Raw genomic sequence first — 21,569 nt, 5'->3', positions numbered from 1 at the left:
CGACGAGGCTGTCGGTGACCCGCAGCGGCGTCAGGGTCTGGGCGCCGGTGTTGACGACCACGAACGTGTACGCGACGGTGTCGCCGGCGTCGGTCCGCCCGTCGCCGTTCGCGTCCACCGGGCCCGCGGCCTGCTTGTCGAAGGTCACGCTCGTCGCGGTCGACGTGGGCGTGGTGGCGCTCGAGCTGGCGGAGAGGACCGCCGCGCCCCGGGGGTCGGCCGCCCGCGCGGTCGCGGTGTTGCGGACCGACCCGGCGTCGACGTCGGCCTGGGTCAGCGTGTAGACGGCGGTGCAGGTCGTGCCCGCCCCCGGCGCGAGGGAGGTCACCGGGCAGGTCGGACCGCCCGGGACGCGGGCGTCGAGCACGGCCAGGCCGGTCACCGACTGCGCACCGGTGTTGGTGACGGCGAAGCTGTACGCGACGGTGTCGCCGGCGTCGGTCCGCCCGCTGCCGTCCGCGTCGACAGGGGCCGCCGCGGTCTTGACCAGGGCCAGCGCCACGACCGTGCTGGTCGGGGTCGCCGTGCTGTCCGGGTCCGAGGTCGTCGTGACCCCGGCCGGGGTCCGGCCGGACACCGTCGCGGTGTTGGTGACCGCACCGGCGTCCACGTCGGCCTGGGTGATCGTGTACGCCGCGGTGCAGGTGGTCGTCGCCCCCGGGGCCAGGGTCCGGCTGGGGCAGACCGCTCCCCCGTCGACGCGGCTGTCGGCCACGGCCACGCCGGTCAGCGTCACGTCACCGGTGTTGGTGACGACGAAGGAGAAGGGCACCCGGTCGCCGGCCGCGATTCGGCCGTCGCCGTTGCGGTCGACCGGGGTCCCCGCCTGCTTGTCGAGCGTCAGCGCGGAGGTGGTGCTGGTGGGCGTGCTGGTGCTCGAGGCGGGCGAGGCGACGGTCGCGCCGGCCGGGGTGCGACCGGCCGCCGTCGCGGTGTTCGCGACCGCGCCCGCGTCCACGTCGGCCTGGGTGATCGGGTACGTGGCCGTGCAGGTGGTGGTCGCGCCCGGGGCGAGGCCGCCCGCCGGGCAGGAGACCGCGACCTTGGCGTCGGCCACGGTCACGCCGCTCAGCGTCAGCGCGCCGGTGTTGGTGACGGCGAAGCGGTAGGTGATCGTGTCGCCGGCGTTCGTCCGGCCGTTGGCGTCGGTGTCCACCGGGGGCGCGGCGGTCTTGGTCAGGGCGAGCGTCGCCGTGGTGCTCGTCGGCGTGCTGGTCGTCGAGACCAGCGACGTCACGGCGGTGCCGCGCGGGTCGCGGGCGCTCGCGGTGGCGGCGTTGGCGACCGCGCCCGCGTCCACGTCGGCCTGGGTGACGACGTACGGGGTCGTCGTCGTGCAGGTCGTGCCCGCTCCCGGGGCCAGCGTGGTGACCGGGCAGGTGGTCGCCCCCACCTTGGCGTCGGCGACGGTCAGGCCGGTCAGGGTCGTCGTGCCGGCGTTGGTGACGGCGAAGCGGTAGGGCACGGTGTCGCCCGCGTCGAGCCGGCCGTTGCCGTTGACGTCGGTCGGGGTGCCGGCCGACTTGCGCAGCGACAGGGTCGAGGCGCCCGTCGTGGGCGTGGTGGTGCTCGCGTCGGGCGAGGTCACGGCGGCGCCGCCCGGGGACGTCCCCGTCGCCCGGGCGGTGTTGGTCACCGCGCCGGTGTCGAGGTCGGCCTGCGTCACGGTGTAGGTCACCAGGCAGGTGGTCGAGGCGCCCGGCGCGAGCGTGCGCGTCGCGCAGCTGACCGGGCCGACCGTCGGGTCGACGACCGTGACCGCGGCGACGGTGACCGTGCCCGGGTTGCCCACGGTGAACGTGTAGGCGATCGTGTCGCCGGCGTCGGTCCGGCCGTCGGCGTTCGCGTCGACGGGCGCGCCCGCGGTCTTGGTGAAGGAGAGCGCAGCCGAGGTCGCGAGCGGGGTCGACGTGGCGGCGGCCGCCGACGTCACGGCGGTGCCGGTCGGGGTCTGCCCGGCCGCCCGCGCGGTGTTGTCGTGGCGCCCGCGGTCGAGGTCGGCCTGGGTCAGCGTGTACGTGCCGACGCAGGTGGTGCTCTGCCCCGGCGCCAGCGTCACCGGCGCGCAGTCCGGGAGCTGGGCGTCGGAGGCGGCGACGCCCGTGAGGGTCAGCGCGCCCGTGTTCGTCGTCACCAGCGTGTAGGTGATCGTGTCGCCGGCGTCGATCCGGCTCGAGCCGTTCGCGTCCACCGGGCGGCCCGCGGTCTTGGTCAGCCCGAGGGTGGCGACGGTGGAGGTCGGGGTCCGCGTGCTCGAGGCGGCGGAGGTGACCACGGCGCCGTTCGGCGCCGTGGCGCTCGCCGTCGCGGTGTTGGTCACCGCGCCCGCGTCGACGTCGGCCTGGCTGACCGGGTAGGTCGCGGTGCAGGTCGTGCCGGCACCCGGCGCGAGGGTCGTCACCGGGCAGGCGACCGGCACCCCGATGGTGACGTCGAGCACGGCCACGTCCCGCAGGGTGGTGGCGCCCGCGTTGGCGACGGCGAAGGAGAAGGGGATCCGGTCACCGGCGTCCACGCGGCCGTTGCCGTTCGCGTCGGCCGGCGTGCCCGCGGTCTTGACCAGCGTGAGCGTCGCCGCGGTCGCGGTCGGGGTCGCGGTGGAGGAGCTGTTCGAGGTGACGGTCGCGCCCGCCGGGCTGCGTCCGGTCACCGTCGCGGTGTTGGTGACCGCGCCAGCGTCGACGTCGGCCTGGGTGATCGCGTACGCCGTCGTCGTCGTGCAGGTGGTGCTCGCCCCCGGCGCCAGCGTCGTGACCGGGCAGCTCGTGGCCCCGACCTTCGGGTCCACCACCGCGACGTTCGACAGGGTCTGCGCGCCCGTGTTGGTGGCGACGAAGGAGAAGCCGATCCGGTCGCCGGCGTCGACCCGGCCGTTGCCGTTGCTGTCGACCGGGGCGCCCGCCGTCTTGGCCAGGCTCAGCGTGGCCAGCGTCGACGTGGTCGTCGACGTGGTGGAGACGTTCGACGCCACCGCGGCACCCGCCGGGTTGCGCCCGGTGGCCGTGGCGGTGTTGGTGACCGCGCCGGCGTCGACGTCGGCCTGGCTGATCACGTAGGGGGCGTCGGTGGTGCACGTGGTGGTCGCCCCCGGGGCCAGCGTGGTGGCCGGGCAGGTGGTCGCGCCGACCTTCGGGTCGGCGATCGCGACCGCGCTGACCGTCACCGCGCCGGTGTTCGAGACGGCGAAGGAGTAGCCGACCCGGTCGCCGGCGTCGACGCGGCCGTCCGCGTCGGAGTCGACCGGTGCCCCGGCGGTCTTGACCAGGGCGAGGCCGGTCAGCGTGGTGGTCGCGGTGGACGTCGCGTCGGGCGCGGAGGTGACCGTGGTGCCGTTCGGGCGGCGACCGGTGGCCGTCGCCGTGTTGTCGACCGTCCCGGCGTCCACGTCGGCCTGGCGGATGACGTACGCCCCGATGCAGGTCGTCGAGGCCCCCGGGGCGAGCGTCGTGGCGACGCAGGCGGCGCTGACCCGGGAGTCGACGACGGCCACGTTCGTCAGGGTCTGCGCGCCCGTGCTCGTGAGCGTGAACGTGTAGGGGATCCGGTCGCCGGTGTCCGTGCGGCCGTTGCCGTTGACGTCGAGCGGGGTTCCGGCCGTCTTGTCGAGCAGCAGGCCGGACGCGGTGCTCGTCGGGCTGGAGGTCGTGGACGCCGCCGAGGTCACCGTCGCGCCGCCCGGCGTGCGCGCGGTGACGGTCGCGGTGTTGGCGACGGCACCGGCGTCGACGTCGGCCTGGGTGATGACGTACGGCGTCGTCGTGGCGCAGGTGGTGCTCGCGCCCGGCGCCAGCGTGGTGGCCGGGCAGGTGGTCGCCCCGACCTTCGCGTCGACGACGGCGACGCCCGTCAGCGTCTGCGCGCCGGTGTTCGTGGCCAGGAACGTGTAGCCGACCCGGTCGCCCGCGTCGACGCGGGCGTCGCCGTTGACATCGACCGGCGTCCCGGCGCTCTTGACCAGGGTCAGGGTCGCCGCGGTGGAGGTCGGGGACGAGGTCGAGGAGGCGTTCGACGTGACGGCCCCGCCGGCGGGGTTGCGCCCGGCGGCGGTGGCCGTGTTGTCCACGGCCCCGGCGTCGACGTCGGCCTGGGTGATCACGTACGGCGTCGTCGTGGTGCAGGTCGTGCTCGCGCCCGGGGCCAGGGTGGTGGCCGGGCAGCTGGTGGCGCCGACCTTCGCGTCGGTGATCGCCACCCCGCTGACCGTCTGGGCGCCCGTGCTCGTGACGACGAACGTGTACGCGATCCGGTCGCCCGCGTCGGTCCGGCCGTTGCCGTTGACGTCGGTCGGCGTGCCCGCGGTCTTGGTCAGGCTCAGCGTGGCCACGGTCGAGGTCGGGGTGGACGTCGACGAGGCGTTCGAGGTGATGGTGGCGCCGGCGGGGTTGCGCCCGGTCACGGTCGCGGTGTTGGCCACCGCGCCCGCGTCCACGTCGGCCTGCGTGATCGCGTACGGCGTGGTGGTCGTGCAGGTGGTGCTCGCCCCCGGCGCGAGCGTCGTCGTGCCGCAGGTCGTCGCCCCGACCTTGGCGTCGACCACCGCGAGGCTCGTGATCGTCACCGCGCCGGTGTTCGTGACGGCGAAGGCGTAGCCGACCCGGTCGCCCGCGTCGACCCGGCCGTTGCCGTTCGGGTCGGTCGGCGTGCCCGCGGTCTTGGTCAGCACCAGCGTGGCGAGCGTCGACGTCGGCGTGGCGGTGGACGAGGCGTTCGAGCTGGTCGTGGCCCCGGCCGGGGTGCGCCCGGTGGCCGTGGCCGTGTTGCCCACGCTGCCGCTGTTCACGTCGGCCTGGGTGATCGTGTACGGCGCGGTCGTGGTGCACGTCGTGGTCGCGCCGGGCGCGAGCGTGGTCGACGGGCAGGACGTGGCCCCGACCTTCGGGTCGCTGATCGCGACCGCGGTCTGCGTCACCGCGCCGGTGTTGGTCACCGCGAAGGCGTAGGCGACCCGGTCCCCGGCGTCGACCCGACCGTTGCCGTTCGTGTCGACGGGGGCACCGGCGGTCTTGGTCAGGGCGAGCGTGGCCACCGTCGAGGTCGGGGTCGAGGTGCTCGAGGCGTTCGAGCTCGCCGTCGTGCCCGCCGGGGTCCGCGCGGTCACCGTGGCCGTGTTCGCGACCGCACCGGCGTCGACGTCGGCCTGGGTGATCGTGTACGGGGCGGTGGTCGTGCACGTGGTGCTCGCCCCCGGCGCGAGCGTCGTGGCCGCGCAGGTGGTGGCGCCGACCTTCGGGTCGACCACGGTGAGGTTGGTCAGCGTCTGCGTCCCGGTGCTGCTCACGGCGAAGCCGTAGGCGACCCGGTCCCCCGCGTCGACCCGACCGTTGGCGTTCACGTCCGTCGGGGCACCCGCGGTCTTGACCAGCGTCAGCGCGGTCAGCGTGCTGACGGCGGTGCTGGTGCTGTCCGGGGGGGAGGTGACGGCGGCGCCGTCGGGACGCCGCGCGCTCGCGGTCGCCGTGTTGTCCACGGTCCCGGCGTCCACGTCGGCCTGGGTGATCGTGTAGGTCGCGGTGCAGGTCGTGGCCGCGCCCGGGGCCAGCGTGGTGGTCGGGCAGCCGGCGGTGACCCGGCTGTCGGCGACGGCCGCGGACGTCAGGGTCACCGCGCCCGTGTTCGTCACGACGAAGGTGTAGGTGACCCGGTCGCCGGCGTCGGTGCGGCCGTTGCCGTTCACGTCGGCCGGGGCGCCCGCGGACTTGTCCAGCCGCAGCGTCGCCACGGTGCTCGTCGGGGTGGCGGTCGTCGAGGTGTTCGACACGACGCGGACGTTGGCCGGGGTGCGGCCGGTCGCCGTGGCGCTGTTGCTCACGCTGCCCGCGTCCACGTCGGCCTGCGTGATCGTGTACGGCGCGGTCGTCGCGCAGGTGGTGCTCGCCCCCGGGGCCAGCGTCGTCGCCGGGCAGGTCGTAGCGCCCACCTTGGCGTCGGTGATGGCCACGGTGGAGAGGGTCTGGACGCCGGTGTTGGTGACGAGGAACGTGTAGCCGACCCGGTCGCCCGCGTCCGTGCGCCCGTTCGCGTTGACGTCGGTCGGGGCGCCGGCCGTCTTGGTCAGCGCGAGGGTGGCCAGGGTCGCCGTCGGGGTGCTGGTGGACGAGGCGTTGGAGGTCACCGTGGCGCCGGCCGGGCTGCGCCCGGTCACGGTCGCGGTGTTGGTCACCGCGCCGGCGTCGACGTCGGCCTGGGTCACGGCGTACGCGGTCGTCGTCGTGCACGTGGTGCTCGCCCCCGGCGCCAGCGTCGTGGCCGGGCAGCTCGTCGCCCCCACCTTCGGGTCGGCGACGGCCACGGTCGTCAGGGTGACGGCGCCGGTGTTGGTGGCCAGGAACGTGTAGCCGATCCGGTCGCCGACGTCGGTCCGGCCGTCGGCGTCGACGTCGGTGGGGGCGCTGGCGGTCTTGGTCAGGCTCAGCGTCGCGACGGTCGACGTCGGCGTGGAGGTCGTCGAGGCGTTGGACGGCACGGTCGCGCCGGCCGGGTTGCGTCCGGTGACGGTCGCGGTGTTGGAGACCGCACCGGCGTCGACGTCGGCCTGCGTGATCGTGTACGGCGCGGTCGTCGTGCAGGTGGTGCTCGCGCCCGGGGCCAGCGTCGTCGCGGCGCAGGTGGTGGCGCCGACCTTCGGGTCGACGACCGCGAGCCCGCTGATGGTCTGGGCGCCGGTGCTGGTCACCGCGAAGGAGTAGGTGATGCGGTCGCCCGCGTCGACGCGGCCGCTGGTGTTCGTGTCGACGGGCGCGCCGGCGGACTTCACGAGCTGCAGGGTGGCCGTGGTGGCGGTCGAGCTGGTGGTGGTGTCGCCGTTGGAGGTGACGGTCGTGCCGTCGGGTCGACGCGCGCTGGCCGTGGCCGTGTTGGTCACCGCACCGGCGTCGACCTGGGCCTGGGTGATGGTGGCCGTGCCCGTGCAGGTGCTGGTCTGGCCCGGGGCCAGGGTGGTGGCCGAGCAGGTGGCGGACACCCGGCTGTCGTTCACCGCGAGCACGGTCAGCGTGACCGCACCTGTGTTCGTGGCGGTGAAGGTGTAGCCGATCCGGTCACCGGCGTCCGTGCGCCCGTTGCCGTTGACGTCCGTCGGCGCCGCGGCCGACTTGTCGAACCGCAGCGTCGCCGCCGCGCTGGTCGGGGTGCTCGTGGAGGAGGCGTTCGAGGTGACGGTGCCGCCGGCCGGGTTGCGTCCGGTGACCCGCGCCGTGTTGGCCACCGCACCGGCGTCCACGTCCGCCTGGGTGATCGTGTAGGGCGCGGTGGTCGTGCAGGTGGTCCCCGCCCGCGGGGCGAGGGTGGTCGCGGCGCAGCTGGTCGCCCCGACCTTCGGGTCGACGACGGCGAGGCCGGCGACCGTCTGCGCACCCGTGTTCGTCACCGCGAACGTGTAGCCCAGCGTGTCCCCGGCGTCGACGCGACCGTTGGTGTTGACGTCGGTCACCGCGCCCGCGGTCTTGACCAGGCTCAGCGTCGCCGCGACCGAGGTCGGGGTCGAGGTCGCGTCGGAGTTCGACGTGATCAACGTGCCCAGCGGACCGCGCGCCGTCGCGGTCGCGAGGTTGTCGACCGAACCGGCGTCGACGTCGCCCTGCGTGATCACGTACGGGGTCGTGGTCGTGCAGGTGGTGGTGGCGTTGGGGGCGAGGCTGGTGACCGGGCAGCTCGTCGCGCCGACCTTGGCGTCGTTGATCGCCAGCGTCCCGATCGTCTGCAGGCCCTGGTTCGTGACCACGAACGAGTAGGCGACGGTGTCGCCCGCGTCGACCCGGCCGCTGGTGTTCGCGTCGACCGGACCGGCGGCGACCTTGTCGAGCAGGATGCGGCGCAGCGTGCTCGTCGGGGTGCTGGTCGAGGACGCGTTCGAGGTGACGGCCGCCCCGCCCGGCGCGGTCCCGGACGCCGTGGCCGTGTTGTCGACGGTCCGCGCGTTCGCGTCGGCCTGCGTGATCACGTACGGGGCGTTCGTCGAGCAGGTCGTCGACGCCCCCGGCGCCAGCGTGGTCGCCACGCAGGTGGTCGGTCCGACCTTCGCGTCGGTGATCCGCAGGCCGCTGAGGGTCTGCACCCCCGTGTTGGTGAGCGCGAAGCCGTACGCGATCGTGTCGCCGGCGGCGACGTAGCCGTCACCGTTCGTGTCCACCGGTGCGCCCGCCGACTTCGTCAGGCCCAGGGTGCGGGCGGTCGAGGTCGGCGTCGCCGTCGACGAGGCGTTCGACGTCGCCGTCGCCCCCGCCGGCGTGCGGCCGGTCACGGTCGCCGTGTTGTTCACCGTCCCGGCGTCGACGTCGGCCTGCGTGATCGTGTACGGCGCGGTCGTGGTGCACGTGATGACGTCACCGGGCGCCAGCCGGGTGCTCGGGCAGGTGGTCGCGCCGACCTTCGCGTCGACGACCGCGACCCCGGTGAGGGTGACCGGGCCGGTGTTCGCCGTCCGGAAGCTGTAGGAGATCTGGTCACCGGCGTCGACCCGGCCGTTGCCGTTCCCGTCGGTCGGGGTGCTCGCGGACTTGGTCAGCGTCAGCGTGCCCGCGGTCGCGGTCGGCACGGTCGCGGTCGAGCTCGGCGAGGTGACCGCGGTGCCCGCCGGGTTCCGGGCCGTCACCGTGGCGGTGTTGACGACCCCGCCGGCGTCGACGTCGGCCTGGGTGATCACGTACGGGGCGTTGGTCGTGCAGGTGGTCGTCGCTCCCGGCGCGAGCGTCGTGGTGGGGCAGGTCGTCGTGCCGACCTTCGCGTCGACCACGGCCAGCCCGGTCAGCGTCACGGCACCCGTGTTCGTCGCCCGGAAGGCGTACGCGACCCGGTCGCCGGCGTCGGTCAGGCCGTTCGCGTTCACGTCGGTCGGCGTCCCGGCCGACTTCGTCAGGGTCAGGGTGGCGGCGGTCGACGTGGGGGTCGCGGTCGAGGAGGCGTTCGAGGTCACGGTGGCGCCGGCCGGGTTGCGCCCGGTCACCCGGGCCGTGTTGGCCACGGTCCCGGCGTCGACGTCGGCCTGGGTGACGACGTACGGCGCGGTCGTGGCGCAGCTCGTCGTCGCGCCCGGCGCCAGGCTGGTCGTCGTGCAGGTCGTCGCCCCGACCTCGGGGTCGACGACGGCGAGGCCCGTGATCGTCTGCGCACCGGTGTTCGTCACGGCGAACGTGTAGCCCAGCGTGTCCCCGGCGTCGACGCGACCGTTGGTGTTGACGTCGGTCACGCCCCCGGCGTTCTTGACCAGGCTCAGCGTCGACGCGATCGAGGTGGCCGTGGACGTCGCGTCGGCGTTCGACGTGATGAGGCTGCCCATCGGGGCCCGGGTCGTCGCGGTCGCGACGTTGTCGACCGACCCCGCGTCGACGTCGGCCTGGGTGATCACGTACGGCGTCGTCGTGGTGCACGTCGTCGTCGAGTTCGGCGCCAGCGTCGTGACCGGGCAGGTCGTCGGGCCGGCCTTCGCGTCCTGGATGGTCAGCGCCGTGAGCGTCTGCAGACCCGTGTTGGTCACCACGAACGAGTAGGCGATCGTGTCGCCGGCGTCGACCCGGCCGTCGGTGTTCGCGTCGACCGGGGCGGCCGCGATCTTGTCGAGCGACTCCTGGCGCAGCGAGCTGGTCGGCGTGGACGTCGACGACGCGTTCGACGTGACCGTCACCCCGCCCGGCGCCGTCCCCGTCGCGGTGGCCGTGTTGGTGACGACGCGGGCGTCGGAGTCGGCCTGCGTGAGCACGTACGGGGCGTTCGTCGAGCACGTCGTCGTCGCGTTCGGCGCCAGCGTCGTCGCCACGCAGGTCGTCGGACCGACCTTGCCGTCGACGATCCGCAGCCCGGTGAGGGTCTGGGCACCCGTGTTCGTCACCGCGAAGGAGTACGCGATCGTGTCGCCGGCGGCGACGTAGCCGTCACGGTTCGTGTCCACCGGTGCCCCGGCCGACTTCGTCAGGCTCAGCGTCGACGTGGTGGCCGTGGAGGTCGAGGTGGTGGAGACGTCGGACGTCACCGGCGTCCCGGCCGGGGTGCGCCCGGTCGCGGTCGCCGAGTTGTTCACCGCGCCGGCGTCGACGTCGGCCTGGGTGATCACGTACGGGGCGGTCGTCGTGCACGTCGTCGTCGCGCCCGGGGCGAGCGTGGTCGCCGGGCAGCCGGTGGCGCCGACCTTCGCGTCGCCGATCGCCACGCCGGCGATCGTCTGGACGCCGTCGTTGGACACCAGGAAGCTGTACGAGACCCGGTCCCCCGCGTCGACCCGACCGTTGCTGTTGACGTCGACCGGGTTGCTCGCGGTCTTGGTCAGGCTCAGCGCCGCCGCGGTGCTGGTCGCCGTCGTCGTCGAGTCGGTGTTGGAGGTCACCCGGGTGCCGTCGGGCCGGGCGGCGCTCGCGCTGGCGGTGTTGGTCACCGCGCCGGCGTCGACCTGGGCCTGGGTGATCGTCGCGGTGCCCGTGCAGGTGCCGGTCGCGCCGGGGGCGAGCGTGGTCGCCGTGCAGGTCGCGCTCACCCGGTTGTCGAGCACGGTCAGCAGGTCGAGGGTCACCGCGCCGGTGTTCCGGGCGGTGAACGTGTAGGTGATCCGGTCGCCGGCGTCGACGCGGCCGTTGCCGTTGACGTCGGCCGGGGTGCCGGCCGACTTGGTGAACTGCAGGGTGGCCGTCGCGTTCGTCGGGGTGGTCGTCGACGAGGCGTTCGAGGTGACGGTGGTCCCGGCCGGGGTGCGCCCCGTGACCCGCGCGGTGTTGGCCACCGCGCCGGCGTCGACGTCGGTCTGCGTGATCGTGTACGGGGCCGACGTCGTGCAGGTCGTCGACGCGCCCGGGGCCAGGCTGGTCGTCGTGCAGGTCGTCGCCCCGACCTTCGGGTCGACGACTGCGAGGCCCGTGATCGTCTGCGCACCGCTGTTCGTCACCGCGAAGGAGTAGCCCAGCCGGTCCCCGGCGTCGACCCGGCCGTTGCCGTTCACGTCGGTCACCGCGCCCGCGGTCTTGACCAGGGTCAGCGTCGACGCCGTCGAGGTCGGCGTGGACGTGGCGTCGGCGTTGGACGTGATGAGACTGCCGAAGGGGGCCCGGGTCGTCGCCGTCGCCACGTTGTCGACCGACCCCGCGTCGACGTCGGCCTGGGTGATCACGTACGGCGTCGTCGTGGTGCAGGTCGTGCTCGCCGCCGGAGCCAAGGTCGTGGTCGGGCAGGTCGTCGGGCCGACCTTGGCGTCGACGATCGTCAGCGTGGTCAGCGTCTGCAGACCCGTGTTGGTGACCACGAACGAGTAGGCGATCGTGTCGCCCGCGTCGACCCGGCCGCTGCCGTTCGCGTCCACCGGGGTACCGGCGATCTTGTCGAGCGACTCCTGGCGCAGCGAGCTGGTCGGCGTGGACGTCGACGACGCGTTCGACGTGACCGTCACCCCGCCCGGCGCCGTCCCCGTGGCCGTGGCCGTGTTGTTGACGACGCGGGCGTCGGAGTCGACCTGGGTGATCACGTACGGCGCGTTCGTCGTGCAGGTGGTGCTCGCCCCGGGGGCCAGCGTCGTCGTGGGGCAGGTCGTCGGACCGACCTTGCCGTCGACGATCCGCAGGCCGGTGAGGGTCTGCGCGCCGGTGTTCGTCACCGCGAACGAGTACGCGATCGTGTCGCCCGCGGCGACGTAGCCGTCGCCGTTCGTGTCCACCGGGCCCCCGGCCGACTTGGTCAGGCTCAGCGTGGAGGTCGTCGCGGTCGGCGTCGAGGTGGCCGAGACGTTGGACGTGATCCGGGTGCCGGCCGGGTTGCGCCCGGTCGCCGTGGCCGTGTTGCTGACCGCGCCGGCGTCGACGTCGGCCTGCGTGATCGTGTACGGGGCGGTCGTCGTGCACGTCGTCGTCGCGTTCGGGGCCAGCGTGGTCGCCGGGCAGGTCGTCGCCCCGACCTTGGCGTCGACGATCGCGGTCGTGGAGATCGTCTGGACGCCGGTGTTCGCGACCACGAAGCTGTAGGAGATCCGGTCGCCGGCGTCCACCCGGCCGTTGCCGTTCACGTCGGTCGGGTTGCTCGCGAGCTTGGTCAGCTGCAGCGACGACGTGGTGGACGTCGGCACGTTGGCGCTCGAGCCCGCCGACGTGACCGTCGTGCCCGCCGGGTTCTTCGCCGTCACCGTGGCGGTGTTGGCGACCGTGCCGGCGTCGACGTCGGCCTGGCTCACCGTGTAGGGCACGGACGTCGTGCAGGTCGTCGTCACCCCCGGCGCCAGCGTGGTGGCGGGGCAGGTCGTCGTCCCGACCTTCGCGTCGACGACGGCCAGCCCGGTCAGGGTGACCGCGCCGGTGTTCGTCGCGCGGAAGCTGTAGGCGATCTGGTCGCCCGCGTCGGTCAGGCCGTTCGTGTTGACGTCGGTCGGCGCCCCGGCGGTCTTGGTGAGGGTCAGCGTCGCGGTGGCCGACGTCGGGGTCGTGGTCGAGGAGACGTTCGACGTGACGGCGACGTTCGTGGGGTTGCGGCCCGCGGCCGTGGCGGTGTTGACCACCGCGCCCGCGTCCACGTCGGCCTGGGTGATCACGTACGGGGCGGCCGCGGTGCAGGTGGTCGTGGCCCCGGCGGCGAGCACGGTGGCCGGGCAGCTCGTGGCCCCGACCTTGGCGTCGGTCACGGCCACGCCCGTGATCGTGAGCGACCCGGTGTTGGTGACGGCGAAGGAGTAGGCCACCCGGTCGCCGGCGTCGACCCGGCCGTTGCCGTTGACGTCGGTCGGCGTCCCGGCGGTCTTGACCAGCCCGAGGCTCGAGACGGCCGACACCTGGACCGCGGTGGAGGCCGCGTTCGAGGTCACGGTCGCGCCGGCGGGGTTGCGTCCGGTGACGGTCGCGGTGTTGCTGACCGCGCCGGAGTCGACGTCGGCCTGGGTGATCGTGTACGCCGTGCTCGTGGTGCAGGTGGTCGCGGCGCCCGGGGCGAGCGTGGTCGCCACGCAGGTGGTCGCGCCCACCTTCGGGTCGGCGACGGCCAGCGCGGTGATCGTCAGCGCGCCCGTGTTCCGGGCGGCGAACGTGTAGCCGACGCGGTCACCGGTGTCGACCCGGCCGTTGCCGTTCACGTCGGTCGGGGTGCCCGCGGTCTTGGTGAGGCTCAGTGTCGCCACCGTCGAGGTGGGCGTCGACGTGGAGGACGCGTTGGAGGTGACGGCGGCGTTGCCCGGGGTCCGGCCCGTGGCCGTCGCGGTGTTGGCCACGGCGCCGGCGTCCACGTCGCCCTGCGTGATCGTGTACGGGGCGGAGGTCGTGCAGGTGGTGCTCGCCCCCGGGGCCAGCGTCGTCGCCGGGCAGCTCGTCGCGCCGGCCTTCGCGTCGACGATCGCGACCGCGCTGACGGTGACGGCGCCGGTGTTGGTGACCAGGAAGGAGTAGGCGACCCGGTCGCCCGCGTCGACCCGGGCGTTGGCGTTCACGTCGGTCGGGGCGGCGGCGCTCTTGGTCAGGGTGAGCGTCGCGGTGGTGGTCGTGGGGGTGGACGTCGACGCCGCGTTCGAGGTCGCCGTGATCGTTCCGGTGACGTTCCGCGCGGTGGCGGTCGCGGTGTTGGTGACCGCGCCGGCGTCCACGTCGGCCTGGGTCACCGTGTACGGGTTGGTCGTCGTGCAGGTGGTGCTCGCGCCCGGGGCCAGGGTCGTGGCGGCGCAGGTGGTGGCGCCGACCTTGGCGTCGGTGATGGCGACGCCGGTCGCGGTCAGGGCGCCGGTGTTGGTGACCCCGAAGGTGTAGCCGATGCGGTCACCGGCGTCGGTGCGGCCGTTGCCGTTGACGTCGGTCGGCGCGGAGGCCGTCTTGGTCAGCGCGAGGCTCAGCACCTGCGAGGTCGGGGTCGTCGTCGACGAGGCGTTGGAGGTCACGGTGGCCCCGGCCGGGTTGCGCCCGGTCACGGTCGCCGTGTTGTTGACGGCCCCGCCGTTCACGTCGGTCTGCGTGATCACGTACGGCGCGGTCGTCGTGCAGGTGGTGCTCGCGCCGGGCGCCAGCGTGGTGACCGGGCAGGTCGTGGCCCCCGCCTTGGCGTCGACGACGGCCAGCGAGCTCACGGTCTGCGCGCCGGTGTTGGTGACGGCGAAGGCGTACGCGATGCGGTCGCCCGCGTCCACCCGGCCGTTGGTGTTCGTGTCGGTCGGCGTGCCCGCGGTCTTGGTCAGGGTCAGCGTCGACGTCGTCGAGGTCGGCGTCGCGGTGGAGGCCGCGTTCGAGGTGACGGTCGCCCCGGCCGGGTTCCGTCCCGCGGCGGTGGCGGTGTTGCTCACCGCGCCGGCGTCCACGTCGGCCTGGGTGATCACGTACGGCGCCGTCGTCGAGCAGGTGGTGCTCGCGCCCGGGGCCAGCGTGCCGGCCACGCAGGTGGTCGCCCCGACCTTCGCGTCGGCGATGGCCACGCCGGTGACGGTCACCGCCCCGGTGTTGGTCACCCCGAACGAGAAGGTCAGCGTGTCCCCGGCGTCGACCCGGCCGTTGGTGTTGGCGTCGACCGGGGTGCCGGCGGTCTTGGTCAGGGCCAGGGTGGCGACCGTCGAGGTCGGGGTCGTCGTGCTCGAGGCGTTCGAGGTGACGGTCGCGCCGCCCGGGTTCCGCGCGGCGGCCGTCGCGGTGTTGTTCACGGCGCCGGCGTTCACGTCGGCCTGGGTGATCACATACGGCGCGGTCGTCGTGCAGCTGGTGCTCGCCCCCGGGGCCAGCGTCGTCGCGGGGCACGTCGTGACGCCGACCTTGGCGTCGGTGATGGCCAGCCCGGTCAGGGTCACCGCGCCGGTGTTGGTCACGAGGAACGTGTAGGCGACCCGGTCACCGGCGTCGACCCGCCCGTTGGCGTTGACGTCGGTCGGCGCGCCCGCGCTCTTGGTCAGCAGCAGGGTGGACGTGGTCGACGTCGGCGTGGCGGTGGAGGCCGCGTTGGACGTGACGGCGCCGCCGGCCGGGTTCCGGCCGGTCGCGGTCGCGGTGTTCGTCACCGCGCCGGCGTCGACGTCGGCCTGGGTGACCGTGTAGGGCGCGGTCGTGGCGCAGGTGGTGACCGCGCCCGGGGCGAGCGTCGTCACCGGGCAGGTCGTCGCCCCGACCTTCGCGTCGACGATGGCCAGCCCCGTGACGGTCTGCGCCCCCGTGCCGGTCACGGTGAAGCTGTAGGCGATCCGGTCCCCGGCGTCGGTCCGGCCGTTGCCGTTGACGTCCGTGGGCGTGCCCGCGGTCTTGGTCAGGGCGAGCGTCGCCGTCGTGGCCGTCGGGGTCGACGTGGTCGAGGCGTTGGACGTGACGGCCGTGCCGGCCGGGTTGCGGCCCGTCGCGGTGGCGGTGTTGGCGACGGCGCCGGCGTCCACGTCGGCCTGGGTGATCGTGTACGGCGCGGTCGTCGTGCACGTGGTGCTCGCGCCCGCGGCCAGCGTGGTCGCCGGGCAGGTCGTCGCGCCCACCTTGGCGTCGGCGATCGCCACCGCGGTGACGGTCTGCGTGCCGGTGTTGGTGACGAGGAACGCGTAGCCGACCCGGTCCCCGGCGTCGGTGCGGCCGTTGCCGTTCGTGTCGACGGGAGCGCCGGCGGTCTTGGTCAGGGTCAGCGTCGACGTGCTCGTGGTCGGCGTCGACGTGGAGGCCGCGTTCGAGGTGACGGTCGTCCCGGCGGTGGTGCGGCCGGTGGCGGTGGCCGTGTTCGTGACGGCGCCGGCGTCGACGTCGGCCTGCGTGATCACGTACGGCGCGGTCGTCGTGCACGTGGTGCTCGCGCCCGGCGCCAGCGAGGTGGCGACGCAGGTGGTCGCCCCGACCTTGGCGTCCACGATGGCGACGTCGGTGAGGGTCCGGGCGCCCGTGTTCGTCACCGCGAACGTGTAGCCCACACGGTCGCCGGTGTCGGTGCGGCCGTTGGTGTTGACGTCGGTCGGCGTGCCCGCGGTCTTGGTCAGGAGCAGCGTGGCCGTCGTCGAGGTCGTCGTGGACGTGCTCGAGGCGGGCGAGGTCACCGTCGCCCCGGCCGGGGTGCGCCCGCTCGCGGTGGCCGTATTGGCCACCGTGCCGGCGTCGACGTCGGCCTGCGTGATCACGTACGGCGCGGTCGTCGTGCAGGTCGTGCTCGCCCCGGGGGCCAGCGTGGTCGCCGGGCAGGTGGTCGCGCCCACCTTGGCGTCGGCGATCGCCACGCCGCTGATGGTCAGCGACCCGGTGTTCGTCACGAGGAACGCGTACGCGACCCGGTCGCCGGCGTCGACCCGCCCGTTGGTGTTGACGTCGGTCGGCGTGCCCGCGGTCTTGGTCAGGCTCAGCGTCGCGACCGCGGACGCCTGGACGGCGGTGGACGACGCGTTCGAGGTGACCGTGGTCCCGCCCGGCGTCCGGGCCGTGACGGTCGCGGTGTTGTTGACCGCGCCGGCGTCGACGTCGCCCTGGGTGATCGTGTAGGGCGCCGTCGTCGTGCAGGTCGTGCTCGCCCCCGGGGCCAACGTCGTGGCCGGGCAGCTGGTGGCGCCGACCTTGGCGTCGACGACGGCGACGGTCGACAGGGTGACCGCGCCGGTGTTCGTGGTGGCGAAGCTGTAGGCGACCCGGTCCCCCGCGTCGACCCGGCCGTTGGCGTTCACGTCGGTCGGTGCGCCGGCGGTCTTGACCAGGGTGAGCGTGGCGACGGTCGAGGTCGTGGTGGCGGTCGACGACGCGTTCGAGGTGACCGCGGCCCCCGCCGGGTCGAGCCCGGTGGCGGTGGCCGTGTTGACCACCGCGCCGCTGTTCACGTCGGCCTGGGTGATCACGTACGGCGCGGTCGTCGCGCACGTCGTGCTCGCCCCCGGGGCCAGCGTGGTGACCGGGCAGGTCGTCGTCCCGACCTTCGCGTCGGCGATCGCCACGCCGGTGACGGTGCGCGCGCCGGTGTTGGTGACGGCGAAGGAGTACCCGACGCGGTCGCCCGCGTCGACCCGCCCGTTCGTGTTGACGTCGGTCGGCGTGCCCGCGGTCTTGACGAGGGCGAGCGTGGTGACGGTGGACGTCGGGGTGGACGTGCTGGCCGGGCTCGAGGTGCGCAGGACGTTGTTCGGGTCCCGACCGCTGACCGTCGCGGTGTTGGCCACGGCCCCGGCGTCGACGTCGGCCTGGGTGATCACGTAGGCCGCGGCCGGGGTGCAGGTCGTCGCCGCACCCGGGGCGAGCGTCGTCGCCGCGCAGGTGATCGCCCCGGTCAGCCGGGAGTCGGTGACCGCGACCGTGCGCAGCGTGAGCGAGCCGGTGTTCGTGGCCCGGAAGCCGTAGGCGATGGTGTCGCCCGCATCGACCCGGCCGTTGGTGTTGACGTCGACGGGCGTGCCCGCCGTCTTGGTCAGCGCGATGGTCGCGACCAGGTCGGCCTGCGTGGCGGTCGAGTCGGTGTTCGACGTGACCAGCGCGTTGGCCGGCGAGCGCCCGCTCACCGTCGCGGTGTTGGTCACCGAGCCGGCGTCCACGTCGGCCTGGGTGATCGTGTAGGTCGCGGTGCAGACGGTGCCCGCGCCGGCGGCCAGCGTGGTCACCGGGCAGGTGGTCGTCACCTTGGAGTCGGCGACGGCCACGTTCCGCAGGGTCTGCGTCCCGGTGTTGGTGACGCCGAAGCTGAAGGTGATCTGGTCGCCGGCGTCGACCCGGCCGTTCGTGTTGACGTCGACCGGCGTGCCCGCGGACTTGTTGAGGCGGAGCGAGGTGACGACGGTGGTCGGCGTGGTCGCCGAGGCCGCGTTCGAGGCGACGGCGGCCCCGTTCGGGCCGGTGGCCGAGGCGGCCGCGGTGTTGGTGACCGCGCCGGCGTCGGCGTCGGCCTGGGTGATCGTGTACGCGCCGCTCGAGCACGAGGTCGAGGCCCCGGGGGCGAGCGTGGTCGAGGTGCAGGTGACCGGCCCGACCTTCGCGTCGGTGACGACGACCCCGGTCAGGGTCAGCGCGCCGGCGTTCGTGACGGTGAAGGCGTACGAGACCCGGTCGCCGGTGTCGGTCCGGCCGTTCCCGTTGGCGTCGACCGGCGCACCCGCGGTCTTGGTCAGGGTCAGCGTGGTGACGGTGCTGGTGGGGGTCGCCGTGGCCGCGGCGTTCGACGTGACCGCGGTGCCGGCCGGGTTACGCCCGGTCGCCGTGGCGGTGTTGTTCACCGCGCCGGCGTCGACGTCGGCCTGGGTGATCGTGTACGCCGTGGTGGTCGTGCAGGTGGTGCTCGCCCCCGCGGCCAGGGTCGACGCGATGCAGGTCGTGGGCCCGACCTTCGCGTCGGCGATGGCGAGCGTGGAGACGGTCACCGTGCCGGTGTTCGTGACGCCGAAGGTGTAGCCGATCCGGTCGCCCGCGTCGACGCGGCCGTTGGTGTTCGTGTCGGTCGGGGCGCCGGCCGACTTGGTCAGGGTCAGGCTCGACACCTGCGTGGTGGCGGTGGAGGTCGTCGAAGCGTTCGAGGTGACCAGGGTCCCCTGCGGGTTGCGCGCGGTGACCGTCGCGGAGTTGTTGACCGTCCCGGCGTCGACGTCGGCCTGGGTGATCGCGTACGGGGTCGTCGTCGTGCAGGTGGTGGTCGCCCCCGGGGCCAGCGTGGTGACCGGGCAGGTGGTCGCGCCCACCTTGGCGTCGACGACGGCCAGCGTGGTGAGCGTCGACGTGCCCGAGTTGCGGACGGCGAAGCTGTAGGCGATGCGGTCCCCGACGTCCACGCGCCCGTTGCCGTTGGGGTCGGTCGGGGTGCCGGCGGTCTTGGTCAGCTGGAGCGTCGAGGTCGGGTTGGCGGTGACCGTGACGCCGTCGGTGTTCGACGTCACCGCGCCCACCACGGACGAGCCGGTCGCGCGGGCCGTGTTCCGGAAGGACGTGCCGTCGACGTCGGCCTGGGTCGTGGTGTAGGTCGCGGTGCAGGTGACCGTCGCCCCGGGGGCGAGGGAGGCGGCGCCGGCCGGGCAGGTCGGCGTCGGGGCGGTGCCCGTGCCGGTGAAGCCGGACTCGGTCACGGCCACACCGGTGACGGTCGCCGTGCCCGAGCTGGTGACCGCGTAGCTGTAGGTGACGACCTGCCCCGCGGCGGTCACCGAGCTCCGGCTCGCCGTCTTGGCCAGCGTCAGCGTCGCGGAGAGCGGGGTGTCGGTGTAGGTGCAGACGACGTTGGGGGCGTTGGTGGTGCCCGTCGGGATGGTGACGGTGGAGCCCGTCACGGGGACGTTCGCGTTGCCGTTGCCCGTGTCGACGCAGGCCAGGGTCTGGTTGTAGGCCGCGAGGTTGGTGCCGCCGGACGCGGTCTGGGCCAGCGTGTAGGTGCGGCCGGTGACGGCCGGGACGGGCCCCGCGACCTCCGCGGGGTCGTTCTGCACCCCGGTGTTCGTGCCGGAGGTCGTCCCCGTGTTCCCGGTGCTCAGCCCGCTGCCGGTGATGGCCAGCGCGAACTGGTCGGTGCTGCTCACGCGCCCGACGACGTTCGCCCGCAGGCTGAGGACCGGGTTGTAGTCGCAGTCGGCCGCGTCCACCGTGTTCGCCGTGCCGCCGCCGGAGACCGTCGTGGGGTTCCCGACGGCCGCCCCGGAGTTCGGGTCGAACTTGTAGAGCACGCCGGGCGCGGTGGCGTTGGTCGTGAGGTAGAGGTAGCCGTCGGCGTCGAACGTCATGCCGTTGAAGGAGGCCCCGGTGGCGGGGTTGGACACGACCGACACGGTGAGGGCGGCCGAGCCGGCCGTGGTCGGCACGGTCTGGTTCAGCACCCCGAGCTGGGTCGTCCCCGCGGTGGTGCCGGAGGCCAGGGCGTACAGCCGGCCCTGGCTGTCGAAGGCGACGTCGCCGTTGCCGCCGGTCGTGCTGAAGCCGGTGACGCTGCCGACCCGGCCGATGCCGGTGTTGGTGTTCGTGTTGAAGGCGTAGAGGTCGAACCCGCCCGAGCCGGTGGAGTAGTAGACGTAGTAGATCCCCGTCACCGGGTTCAGGGCGCCGCCCACCGCCCCGGTGCCGGTCACCGGCGACGAGGCCAGCGTGTAGGTCGTGGTCGCGCCGGTGACGACGTTGAGGCGGTACACCAGGATCGGCGACCCCGAGGTGAAGCCCTGCTGGACGGCGAAGGCCGCGGTGCCGTCGTTCGTGACCGCGAGCCCGTTGTAGCCGGTGGCCGGGGCGTTCGTGGCCGCGAAGGTGCCGGCGAGCGTCCGCGCGGCCGAGGTGGTGTTCACGGCGAACACCTCGCCGGTGCCGGCCATGGTGAAGACCGTGCCCTGCACGCAGGAGAGGGCGGGGAGCGCGGTGACGGCCAGGGTGGTCGCGGCCGGCGCGTTCAGGCCGGCGAGGGTCGTGAAGTTCGCGGGGTTGTCCACCGTGGTGCCGGGGGTCCGGGAGGTGACGTCCACGCTCACCGTGCACGAGGCGGCTCCCGCCGCCAGCGAGCCGGTGAAGGTCAGCGAGGTCGACCCCGCGGTGTTCCCGGTGGCGGTCGGGGTGCCGGTGCAGGTCGTGGTGTAGTTCGGAATCGCGGCGACGGACAGGCCGGCGGGCAGCGCGTTGGTGAAGGAGAAGCCGCCCTTGGCCAGCAGGTCGGTGGTGTTCGTGACCGTGTAGGTGAGGGTCGAGGTGCCCCCGGAGCTGATGGTGCTCGGGCTGAAGGCCACGTCGAGCTGCGGCGTGACGTCGAGGATCTGCAGGTCGTCGATCGCGCCGTCGTTGCCGTTCCCGGTCACGGTGGTGTTGAGCACCCGGACCCCGACGGCGCTGCCCGGGTAGAGCACGGGCGCGCCGGTGAACGTCCCGCGGCTCGTGCCGTTGAGCAGCGTGGACCCGTTGCAGGCGTTCACGGTGCCGGGGATCGTGGTCGCCGCTCCCCCGGCGTCGAGGTAGGCGAACTGCAGCACCGGCGGCGTCGTCCCGCCGTTGGTGCAGTTGATCGCGGCGTAGTTCACGCGGAACGCCACGTAGCGGTTGGGCCCGGTCAGGGTGCGCGGAGCGACGGTCGACAGCTCGTTCGTGCTGGTGGAGTCGGCCGCCTCGGTGTACGCGGTGACCGCGTGGTTCGCGGTGTTCGGGGACGTGCCGTTCTGCGCGCCGAGCAGGGTCGCCAGCGTGCGGAGGTTGGGGTAGACGTTGGCGGCGCAGTTGTTGTTGGTCGTGCTGGTCGCGGTGCTGGCGCCGCTGAGGACGATGCCGTTGCAGGCGGTCAGCCAGTACGGAGCGGCGGTGTAGCGCTGCCCGCCCACGCCGACGTACTGGTCGACCGGGGTGGAGCCGGTCCCCTGCCCGACCTCGAACGTCTCGTTGAGCACGGAGACGGGGGCCTGGGGTGTGCCGGGGGTCCCGGGCGCGGCGACGGCCGGGGTGGGGGCGGCGAGGGGGATCCCGATGGAGAGGGCGGCGGCGAGCAGCGTGAGCACGACCGCCGAGGCGGTCGGGCGCAGCAGTCTCTCGACCGTGCTGAACGGCCGACGCCGCTCCGCGCTCCGGGCCATGCACCTTCTCCGACTGGACGTTCGTCGGAGACCGGCCCGGCTGGGGGGTCCTCGACCTTGGTGGCCGCCCTCGACCGCTCGGTCGTGGACGTGGATCCCCCCGGACCCGTGGACGACGGCCCGCTCAGGGCTGCCGTCCGTGACACAAATTATGTGTCGAAGAAGAAAGTACGCGATCTTCGAGCATCGTGCTGGG

Annotated in this window: 1 protein-coding gene (cut by a window edge); it reads right to left on the bottom strand. The window is 73.9% G+C overall.

What is annotated here, in order from left to right:
• On the bottom strand, window positions 1–21,373 hold the 5' portion of the coding sequence (locus FHX39_RS02625; RefSeq protein WP_183336568.1) for a DUF7507 domain-containing protein. Its footprint begins 11,513 nt before the window's first position; the window shows 21,373 of its 32,886 coding nt (coding positions 1–21,373); the start codon lies at window positions 21,371–21,373; its stop codon lies beyond the left edge, outside the window.
• Window positions 21,374–21,569: the final 196 nt, after the last annotated feature.

Origin of the sequence: Microlunatus antarcticus (assembly GCF_014193425.1) — a bacterium.
Lineage (GTDB): Bacteria > Actinomycetota > Actinomycetes > Propionibacteriales > Propionibacteriaceae > Microlunatus > Microlunatus antarcticus.
This window is presented reverse-complemented; position numbering and strand designations above follow the sequence as displayed.